Consider the following 9,433-nt stretch of genomic DNA (forward strand, 5'->3'; position numbering starts at 1 on the left):
ATGTTGATGCCCCGCAAGGTCAAGCACCGCAAGCAGCATCACCCCCGTCGTACCGGTATGGCCAAGGGCGGCACCTCGGTGGCGTTCGGTGACTTCGGCATCCAGGCTCTGGAGCCGGCGTACGTCACCAACCGGCAGATCGAGTCGGCGCGTATCGCGATGACCCGCCACATCCGTCGTGGCGGCAAGATCTGGATCAACATCTACCCGGATCGCCCGCTGACCAAGAAGCCGGCCGAAACCCGCATGGGTTCCGGTAAGGGTTCGCCGGAGTGGTGGGTTGCGAACGTCAAGCCGGGTCGCGTGATGTTCGAGATGTCTTATCCGAACGAGGAGACCGCTCGTGAGGCGCTGCGCCGCGCGATGCACAAGCTCCCGATGAAGTGCAGGATCGTGACCAGGGAGGAGCAGTTCTGATGGCTACCGGAACTCCGGCCGCAGACCTGCGCGAGCTCAACGAGGACGAGCTCGTCGCCCGCCTGCGTGAATCGAAGGAAGAGCTGTTCAACCTGCGCTTCCAGATGGCGACCGGCCAGTTGCAGAACAACCGGCGCCTGCGTGTGGTTCGTCACGAGATCGCGCGCATCTACACGGTCATGCGTGAGCGCGAGCTCGGCCTGGCCTCCGGTCCTGAAGGCAAGGGAGACGCGGCATGAGTGACGCCAAGGGCCCGGCCAAGACGCCGGCCAAGCAGGAGGAGCGTGGCTCGCGCAAGGTGCGCATCGGCTACGTTGTCTCCGACAAGATGAACAAGACCATCGTGGTCGAGTTGGAAGATCGTGTGAAGCACCCGCTTTACGGCAAGATCATCCGCACCACCTCGAAGGTGAAGGCGCACGACGAGAACGAGATCGCCGGTGTCGGCGACCGCGTGCAGCTGATGGAGACCCGTCCGCTGTCGGCCACCAAGCGGTGGCGGCTGGTGGAGGTTCTGGAGAAGGCGAAGTAAGCCTCTTCTCGGCCTCGGCTGTGTAGTCGACATGCGAAGGCCCGCTTCCCGTTCGGGAAGCGGGCCTTCGTGCATTCGGAGCGGCCGAGCGTTGGAATCTACCCTGGTATCTTCGGAGCGTGCGACGGGCACGGGCTTCCGGTCCGAGTCGCCTCCGCGGATGTCGATTGTTTCCCGATGACCTCGACGAGTGACCGACGGAGGGTGCGGTGAGCCGGTGGGCCTGGTCCGACGGAATCCGCGCGGATGTGCGCACGTTGTGGGACTACAACCTCATGGGCCACGAGGTGCGGCCGGTGGATGTGGGGATCGGTTTGGGCAGTCACGATCTCGGCGTGGCGACCTACGCGGCCGAGCTGTACGCGCGGGGGGTCTTTCCGACGATCGTGTTCAGCGGCGCCAACGCGCCGACGACGGTGGCGGACTTCCCGGCGGGCGAGGCGGTGCACTATCGCGAACATGCGGTGGCGCTGGGGGTTCCGGACCGGGCTGTACTCGTCGAGCCTCTGGCCACGAATACCGCTGAGAACATCGACTTTTCGCGCGCACTGCTCCGGGACGCCGGGCACGCGGTGCGGTCGGTATTGCTGATCAGCCGGCCGTATCAACAGCGGCGCAGCTACGCGACGTGCCGGAAGCGGTGGCCGGAGGTGGATGTGGTGTGCGGGTCGTTGCCGGAAACGCTGGAGGACTACGTCGAGCGGATCGGGAGTGCGGAGCGAGTCGTCACCATGCTGGTCGGTGACACCCAGCGAGTGTGGCGATACGCGGCGGAGGGCTGGGCGATCGAACAGGAGGTCCCGGACGCGGTCCGGGGCGCCTACGACCGGCTGGTGGCGGCCGGCTTCACCGGGCGGCTGCTTCCCCCACGCGGATGACCTCGGCGGCGGCCGGCGCCGGATACCCGGATCGACAGCGTCCGATGAAGCGCGGACCAGCGGCGGCGAGACGGGGCACGACCAGCGCCGGTGAGTGACGATCTGCGCAAGTCTCGCCGACTCGGTAGATTTCTCGCGTCCTCGAGATACTCGGGTCGTCGGCGGGAGGAGCGAACAAGTGTGGGGTGTGGCGGATTTCGGGGATCGGGATCCAGGTTCGTTGCCGCCGGTGACGCGGATGGTGCTCAGTGCCGACGGTTCCACGACGCGGTTGTTGGAGGCGCTGGTCGGGGCTTCCTTGGCGGTCGAGGTGGTGGAACAGTGGTGCTCGACTCCGGAGCCGCTGCCGATTCGGGTGCGTGCGGTTCTCGGCTGCCTCGCCCAGGACGAGGTGGTGCGGCGGCGCTCGGAGCTGCGGCTCGCCGATCGACCGGTGTCGCGCAACGACGTGACGGTGTCCTGTCGCGATCCCGAACTGCGGTCCATCTTCACCGATGAGCACGTGCCGATCGGCCGCGGGCTCGACGCCGCCCACCGGGTACTCGGCCGCACCGTACTGGCCACCGGCTGGACCAGTTGGTCGCCCGACGGCGACGGCGAAATCGATTGTGTGTACAAGGAATACGTCCTCACCGATCCGTCGGACCGGCCGGTGGCGCATATCCGGGAGCGATTCAATCCGCTGCACGTCCCGGCGGGAGTACGGTGATGCGGGTTCTGATCGCCGGCGCCGGTATCGCCGGACTGACCGCCGCGGCCTGCCTGCATCGGGTGGGTATCGAGGCTGTCGTGGTCGATTCCGTCGCCGAGCTGCGACCGCTCGGCGTCGGGATCAACCTGCTCCCGCACGCCGTGCGCGTACTCGACGATCTGGGACTCGGTGCCGCCCTTGCCGAGTGCGCGATCGCCACCTCGTCCGCGGTGCATCTCGACCGGTTCGGCAACCGGATCTGGAGTGAGCCACGCGGACTGGCCGCCGGTCACGATCGCCCCCAGTATTCGGTGCATCGTGGCGAGTTGCAGGGATTGCTGGTGGATCTGGTGCGTTCCCGGCTGGGCGAGCGGGCTGTGCGCGAGGGGATGGCGCTGCGATCGTTCACCGAGGAGGCCGACGGCGTGCGTTGCCGGCTCCTCGATCGCGCGGCCGGAATCGTCGTCGAGGAAACCGCCGATGTGCTGATCGGTGCCGACGGACTGCATTCCACCGTGCGGGCGCAGCTGCATCCGGGGGAGGGCCGGCCGTTGTGGAACGGCATCCGAATGTGGCGGGGCGTCACCGAGTTTCGCCCGTTTCTCGACGGGCGGACCATGGTGCTCGCCGGATCCAACCGGGCCGCCAAGTTCGTGATGTACCCGATCTCGGAGGCCGCGCGTCGGCGCGGCTCGGCCCTGGTGAACTGGGTCGCCGAGGTGCGGGTGCACGATACCGCCGTGCAGAGTCCGGACTGGAATCGTGCCGGACGATTGGACGATGTGCTGCCGCACTACGCCGGTTGGCGGTTGGCGGGCGTCGATATCGCCGAATTGCTCCGCGGCGCCCCGGAAGTCCTCGAATATCCGATGGTGGACCGCGAGCCCCTGCCGCACTGGGGCACCGAACGCGTCACCCTGATGGGCGATGCCGCGCATCCGATGTATCCCATCGGATCGAACGGCGGTTCGCAGGCGATTCTGGACGCGCATGCCGTGGCTACCGAACTCGCGTCGGCACCGGATCCGATCATCGGGCTCGCCCGGTACGAGGCGGTGCGGCGCGAGGCGGTCAACGCCATCGTCCTGGCCAACCGCGATATGCCGATGGACCGTATCCTGCACGCGGTGGCCGAACGCGCGCCGACGGGGTTCGAGCGGATCGACGATGTTCTCACCGCGGCCGAATTGGCCGGGCTGGCCGATGCGTATCGCCGGACCAGCAGCGCCACCTCACCCGTCGGCGGCGACGCGTCGGCCGGTGCCGACCGTGCACCGGGTCGTCCGGGCGGTACCGTCCGGACCGCCGAGGCCTAGCGTCCGTACGACTGGGACAGGACGCGACCGGTGTCCAGGTCGAGCGTCCGGGCGGGACGCAGCACGACGGGCCGGAGCCGATGAAGCAGCCGTCCCAGTGGCGTGGGGCCGTCGATGCGGGCGCGGCCGGTCAGGTAGATGCTGCCCGGTGCGTGCCGGATGACGCCGACCAGTGTCAGGGTCACCGCCAAGACCGCGACGAACAGGATTATCGAGGCCCAGGCCGCGCCGACGGCGTCGTGCAGGGCCGGGTAGAGATGGATGAGCAGTTCCAGCACGATCGGGTGCGCGAGGAAGACCGCGAACGAGCGATCGGCGCCGTAGCGCGAGATCCGGCCTACCACGCGGTATTTCGGGCGGAGCCGAGACCACCAGGTGCTGAGCGTGTACAGGCCCGCGATCAGGGCGATGAAATACGCCGCCATATACGGATTGAAGACATTGTCGGCCTGCCACGGCGTGGTCCCGTGCGCGACCGAGCGCTGATAACACAGCTCCGCGACCACCGCCGCGGACACCGCGCCGAGAAGCAGTAGGGGCCCGAACCGGCGCACTGCCCGGTCGACGGTGCCGATATGCCAGGCCGCGACCGCCCCGAACAGGACGTAGAACTGGTACGGCAGGATCGTCACGTAGAGGTGATCCCACAGCTGTGCGGGCACGCCGGTCAGCGTCGGCGGATGCGTCAGTGCCCACAGCATGCCCAGTTGGACCAGCGCACTCGCTCCGAGCACCCACCGGTGGTGGCCCGCGGTCCAGCGGACGAACCGAAGCAGCGCCGGGAACAGCAGGTAGATCTGCATCGACACCAGCAGGAAGTACAGCTGATACCAGGCTTCACCGGTGAGGAGTTCGATCGCCAAGCGGCGCAGCGCGCCGGCGATCGATTCCTGATGAATGCCGGTGATCACCGAATAGCCCCAGTAGAACACCGACCAGATCAGGTACGGGATGCCGACCAGGGCGAATCGGCGGCGCCAGAAGTGCGGGGCCGCGAAGGAGCGGTCGGCGTACTGATACATCAGGACGAACCCGGTGAGTGTGAAGAACGCCTCGCGGGGGAAATGCAGCAGCACCATCACCCCGTTGGCGGTCACGCTGTTCGGATCGCCGGATCTGTCGAGGACGTGGACGCCGATCACACTGGCGAAGGTCAGGATCCGAAACAAGCTGACCTGATGCAGATAGGGCCGCGACGGCTGCTGCCCGGTCGCCGCTGATCCGGTCTCGGCGGCGGTGGCTGGGCCGGTTACCGAAGTCGCAATCCCCGTACTCATCGCGCCGTGGTCCGTGGGCAGGAGCACCGTCCGTCGCGCAGCAAGGTCGCCGACGAATGCGCTCGCGGAAAGGTGTCGATCATCTGCTTCCTCGAGTCGGTCGTCGCAATCCATGATTGCGACCGAACCTGTGAGGTTCCTCATCGACCCCTTCGAGGGACCTGAACCGCCTGGTAGCGGGCGTGCCGTCAGCCGCCCACGGCGACGGGCAGACTGATCCGGCGGGCAGTTTCCAGGATGCCGAGCACCCGCGAACCGGGGAGGCCGACGGCGGCGCCGATCGCGGCCGGGGTCCAGGATTCATCGGTCAGGGTCAGTATTTCGGCGAGCTGATCGACCGACAACTTGGACAGTCCGCGCCGCCGGATCTCCCGGGCAACCGACCAGATCGCGGCGTCGCCCGACTCGTCGGCCACCGGATCGACGTCGGTGAGCTCTCGTTCGAGGTCCCCGTCCTCCGACAGGTCGGCCACCTCGGGGTCGGGCTCTCCGGTCTCCGCGGCGAGCTCGGCGAGATCGTGGTCCCGAGTTCGAGGGCTGTCGAGCTGATCCGCCGGTTCGCCCAAGACCAGCTGCACGGCATCGTCCACGGCCCGCCGAGTTCGAGTCCGGGCCGATTCGTCGGGCACGATGCGCAAGCCGATCGGCTTCGTCTCCGGGGCTGCGCCCGGATCCGTCGGCTCGGCGACCGGCGCCTCCGGTTCGTTTGTGCCGGAGCGCGATTCCGTGGCGCCGGAGCGGGATTCGGTAGCCGCGGTGGGGTGACTCCGGCTCGACACGGTCGCCGCGGGGATGCCGGCCGCTTCCCCCGCTGCCGAGGCGCTGCTTTCTGCCACAGCAGTGTCGAGAGCGGCTGTGGGCGCGGGGTCCGCCGGCGCAGCGTGGGTCGGCGCCGGCGCGGTCGTTGTGGGGAAGGCAGGCCGGTCGGCCGTCCGAGGGATCGATCGCGTTGCGGTGCTCGGGAATTCCGCTGTCGCGGCGGCGGTCGACGAGGCCGGGGCCTGGGAGGCCGCCGCAGTTGCGGCATCCGCGCTGAATGATGTTGCGGTGCAAGCCGAGTCGCTCGAGTCCCATCCGCCCGACAGATATGGGTCCGAAATCCGTTGCGCCACCGCGGTTGGGGTCAGCTGTGGATAACCGGGGAGGTCGGGCGACCAGCCCTGCTCGGGCACCGACCGCGACTCGGGCCATTCCGCGACGGCGTCGGTGCGGTAGCTCGGCCGATATCCCGACGGCGGCAGATCACCGGATTCGCTGTCCTCGACCGGGATGTCGTCGATCAATTGCGCGTATCGGGCGGAAACCCAGGCGTGCAACCAGATCACCACGCCGACCATCACGGGAGCGACGGCGGCCTCCGCCGCCCGCGCGGGTGCGCCCGCGACCAGATGCGGTCCGGCGTTCAACGCGACGGTGACACCGAGGAGCGCGACCTCGAGGAAGACCACCTTGCCGCGATCGATGTCTCGGCCCCACCGGGCGGCGGTGGTCGCGACCACCATGATGGTGATGATCGGAATGGAGATCATCGCTTCGAAGCCGTAGCTGAGCCAGTACAGCGGATCCGACATATCCCCGCTCGGCACCAGGTTGTGCTGGACGTTCACCCCCGCCCAGACCATCCCCAGCACGACCACGCCGATCAGTGCGCGCGAGGACCATTCGGCGCGGCGGAACAACTGCGCCAGCCGCGCATCCGGATTCGAGGCGCGCATCCGGCCGGCCCGAGCCCGGCGGTGCCAGCGCGCATCGGCGTCGTCGGCCCGGCGCAGTGCCAGCGCAACCCGCCGGTCCCGCTTCTCGGCGGCGAGTTGGGCGATCACCGCGCGCTTGCGCTGCCGACGGCGCTGGGCGCGGATCCATTCGGCGAGCCGACGTTCGGCGGCGATTTCCCGCTCCGACAATTCCGCGAACAGGGCCGGGTCGGCTTGGAGCGGCAGCTTGCCGCGGGCGGTGGCGACTCGCCGGGCGAGTGCGTGCAACTCGGCCTGGGCGGAGTGTTCCGAGGTGGACCGGCGCCGGAAGGTGGCGTTGCGGGCGGGATTGTCCAGGGCGGCAGTCTCGCGGGCGGCAGTCTCGAGGTCGGGACCGGGGGCCGGCTCCGGGGCGACACCGTGGGGCGCCGGGGGCGGGGTTGCCGCGGCTGCCGGATCGGCGGCGCGCTGTGAACGATGCGCGAAATCCGTCGCGGGGACGGCGGTCGTGGCGGTCGACTGCTCGTCGAGCATGGCGTGCCTTTCCCGGCAGCGGCCGACGCTACCGAGGTCGATTACCCGAGTACTCGAACATATGTGTGATCGAGGTGAGAGTAATCCGTGACCAACTCGTGGTCAACGCTTTCACCGAACATCAGTTCGGGTGAATTCGCAAATCCGCTGCTCCGCTCGGCGATTTCGAATTCGGGTGTGGCGCCGGAATTTCAGTGCATCGCGGTGTGCCAGACAATGGCGGCGGCCAGCGCGCCGGCGCCGTTCAGCGACCAGTGCAGTGCGATCGGCGCGAGCAGGCTCCCACTGCGCCGGCGCAGCCAGGTGAAGACGACGCCGGCGGCCGCGGTCGCCAGGACGGCCAGCGCGATACCGGCGATCTGCCCGCCGATCCCGCCGCCGAGCAGACCGCTCAATCCGCGGTTGCCGCTGGTCAACCCGAGTGAGGACGCGATATGCCAGCAGCCGAACAGCAGCGATCCGATGATGAACACTCCGCGTGCCCCGGTCGCGCGATCGAGCGCGCCGTGCAGGACACCCCGGAATGCGAGCTCCTCCGGAATGACGGTCTGCAGCGGAATGACGATCATCGACGCGATCAGCGCGCCGGAAACGGTCGCATATCGGTTGGCGAGAAAGAACGGCCGGGTGATCGGCAGCAGTGCTCCGATCACGACCGCTGCCACGACGATCGCCACCGCGCCGAGGGCGTAGCGCGTCCCGCGCCGCCACTGACCGGGTGCGAGTCCCAGTTCCGCCCAGCCGAGCCCCCGTTGCCGCATCAGCAATACGAGAATCACCGCGGCCGCCGGCACGGTCGCGATATTGGCCCATTGTGAAGTGAAATGCGCGATGAGATTCGTTCCCGCGAGGACCGCCACGACGACGGCGACGTCGAGGTAGGCGTGTAACCGGCGCCCCGGGCCGACGGGGGCCGAGGACTGCACGACCCCGTTATCGTTTCGAGACATCACGGCCAGTCTACGTTCATGTGCGCCGACCGGCGAGGTGGGTGGCGCCTATCGAGTTCGACCCGCCAGCCACCCCTCGTAATCGGTCCACGCCTGCAGCGTCCGCGTGGTCTCGAAGACGCGCTCGGCTCCGCTGATCGGATCGGTGAACGCCAGTCGCGCGGCCAGCAGTTGCAACGGCCGCGTGAAATCGTCCACGGGGCGATCGGTGAGGTCCGGATAGAAGTCGTCGCCGAGAATCGGCACGCCGAGCCCGTTCATGTGCAGCCGCAGCTGATGGGTGCGGCCGGTATGCGGGCGCAAGCGGTAACGGCCCAGTCCGTCGCGCGTGTCGATCAGCTCGACCAGCGTTTCCGCATTGGGTTCGCCCTCGACCTCGAAGGCGCGAAGGACGGTGCGCTCCTTGATGATCCGGCTGCGCACCGTGCGGGGCAGGGTGAGGTCGGGATCGTAGCGCGCGATCGCCTCGTACTCCTTGTGCACCCGGCGCTTGTGGAACAGCATCTGATAGGCGCCGCGGCGCGCGGGGTTGATCACGAACAACACCAGTCCGGCCGTGGTCCGGTCCAGTCGGTGCGCCGGCACCAGATCGGGTAACTCGAGCTCGCGACGCAGGCGCACCAGCGCGGTCTCGAGGATGTGCTGCCCGCGCGGGATGGTGGACAGGAAATGCGGTTTGTCGACGACCAGGAGATCATCGTCTCGGTGGACGACGGTGACCTCGAAGGGGACCGGCGTCTCCACCGGCAGATCGCGGTGGAACCACACCGCACCGCCGGGCACGTAGGGTGCGTCCGGGGCGATCGGACCGTCGAGGTCCACGATCGCGCCCGCGGCGAGCATTTCATCGATGCGCGCGGCGGGGACCCGGGGCAACCGATGGACCAGATGGTCGCGAATGGTCGCCCAGGTCCCGTCCTCGGGTAGCCGCAGCCGCGCCGGATCGAGTCCGTGGCGCTTGGGTAGCGGCGGTTGTTGCCGGCGTCGCACCCGACGAGCCTAGCCAGCGGTGGTTCCGGCGTTTCGGCCGCTGTGCCGGTGGCCGGCCGGAGAGGCTCGGAGGGTCCGAACCGGCCGTGCAAACCTCGCCGGATTCGGTGGATTCCCGGATTTCCGTCGAGGTTGCACGACCGGTCGGCGAGAC

10 protein-coding genes are annotated in these 9,433 nt (G+C 68.4%); 6 read left to right on the forward strand and 4 right to left on the reverse strand.

The window, feature by feature from the left end; all coding sequences use genetic code 11:
- From rplP to ON37_RS03935, 6 genes are all read left to right on the forward strand, one after another.
- On the forward strand, positions 1 to 417 hold the full coding sequence (rplP, locus tag ON37_RS03910; RefSeq protein WP_030513364.1) for a 50S ribosomal protein L16: 417 nt from the start codon (positions 1 to 3) through the stop codon (positions 415 to 417).
- Positions 417 to 656 carry a 50S ribosomal protein L29 gene (gene rpmC / locus ON37_RS03915; protein WP_025347181.1) on the forward strand — a complete coding sequence of 80 codons (240 nt, stop codon included), beginning with the start codon at positions 417 to 419 and terminating at the stop codon, positions 654 to 656. Before rplP ends, rpmC begins: the two co-directional genes overlap by 1 nt.
- On the forward strand, positions 653 to 949 hold the full coding sequence (rpsQ, locus tag ON37_RS03920; protein ID WP_030513365.1) for a 30S ribosomal protein S17: 297 nt from the start codon (positions 653 to 655) through the stop codon (positions 947 to 949). Before rpmC ends, rpsQ begins: the two co-directional genes overlap by 4 nt.
- A gap of 209 nt (positions 950 to 1,158) precedes the next feature.
- Positions 1,159 to 1,827: a YdcF family protein gene (locus tag ON37_RS03925; protein WP_040716750.1), complete on the forward strand. Its 669-nt coding sequence runs from the start codon at positions 1,159 to 1,161 to the stop codon at positions 1,825 to 1,827.
- 238 nt (positions 1,828 to 2,065) lie between these two features.
- Positions 2,066 to 2,536: a hypothetical protein gene (locus tag ON37_RS03930; RefSeq protein WP_157171343.1), complete on the forward strand. Its 471-nt coding sequence runs from the start codon at positions 2,066 to 2,068 to the stop codon at positions 2,534 to 2,536.
- Positions 2,536 to 3,834, forward strand: coding sequence for a flavin-dependent oxidoreductase (locus tag ON37_RS03935; RefSeq protein ID WP_051031167.1), 1,299 nt, complete (start codon positions 2,536 to 2,538; stop codon positions 3,832 to 3,834). The genes ON37_RS03930 and ON37_RS03935 overlap by 1 nt, the downstream gene beginning before the upstream one ends.
- On the opposite strand, the gene ON37_RS03940 is transcribed toward ON37_RS03935, so the two are convergent.
- The 4 genes from ON37_RS03940 to ON37_RS03955 all read right to left on the reverse strand — a co-directional run bounded on the left by ON37_RS03940 (position 3,831) and on the right by ON37_RS03955 (position 9,279).
- Positions 3,831 to 5,111: an acyltransferase gene (locus ON37_RS03940; RefSeq protein WP_157171344.1), complete on the reverse strand. Its 1,281-nt coding sequence runs from the start codon at positions 5,109 to 5,111 to the stop codon at positions 3,831 to 3,833. The two genes, ON37_RS03935 and ON37_RS03940, sit on opposite strands and share 4 nt — an antisense overlap.
- 188 nt (positions 5,112 to 5,299) lie before the next feature.
- A complete protein-coding gene (locus ON37_RS30760; RefSeq protein WP_051031172.1) occupies positions 5,300 to 7,339 on the reverse strand; it encodes a hypothetical protein in 2,040 nt (679 codons plus the stop codon).
- A gap of 191 nt (positions 7,340 to 7,530) precedes the next feature.
- On the reverse strand, positions 7,531 to 8,289 hold the full coding sequence (locus ON37_RS03950; RefSeq protein WP_051031174.1) for a CPBP family intramembrane glutamic endopeptidase: 759 nt from the start codon (positions 8,287 to 8,289) through the stop codon (positions 7,531 to 7,533).
- A gap of 48 nt (positions 8,290 to 8,337) precedes the next feature.
- Positions 8,338 to 9,279, reverse strand: a complete 942-nt coding sequence (locus ON37_RS03955) for an RluA family pseudouridine synthase (RefSeq protein ID WP_040716754.1) — start codon at positions 9,277 to 9,279, stop codon at positions 8,338 to 8,340.
- Positions 9,280 to 9,433: the final 154 nt, after the last annotated feature.

Origin of the sequence: Nocardia veterana NBRC 100344, from assembly GCF_000308855.1 — a bacterium.
In the GTDB taxonomy this organism is placed as follows: domain Bacteria; phylum Actinomycetota; class Actinomycetes; order Mycobacteriales; family Mycobacteriaceae; genus Nocardia; species Nocardia veterana.

Coding starts and splice junctions, on each gene's coding strand:
- rpsQ (WP_030513365.1), top strand. CDS start 653: ATGAGTGACGCCAAGGGCCCGGCCAAGACGCCGGCCAAGCAGGAGGAG.
- ON37_RS03935 (WP_051031167.1), top strand. CDS start 2,536: ATGCGGGTTCTGATCGCCGGCGCCGGTATCGCCGGACTGACCGCCGCG.
- ON37_RS03940 (WP_157171344.1), bottom strand. CDS start 5,111: ATGAGTACGGGGATTGCGACTTCGGTAACCGGCCCAGCCACCGCCGCC.
- rpmC (WP_025347181.1), top strand. CDS start 417: ATGGCTACCGGAACTCCGGCCGCAGACCTGCGCGAGCTCAACGAGGAC.
- rplP (WP_030513364.1), top strand. CDS start 1: ATGTTGATGCCCCGCAAGGTCAAGCACCGCAAGCAGCATCACCCCCGT.
- ON37_RS03930 (WP_157171343.1), top strand. CDS start 2,066: ATGGTGCTCAGTGCCGACGGTTCCACGACGCGGTTGTTGGAGGCGCTG.
- ON37_RS03950 (WP_051031174.1), bottom strand. CDS start 8,289: ATGTCTCGAAACGATAACGGGGTCGTGCAGTCCTCGGCCCCCGTCGGC.
- ON37_RS30760 (WP_051031172.1), bottom strand. CDS start 7,339: ATGCTCGACGAGCAGTCGACCGCCACGACCGCCGTCCCCGCGACGGAT.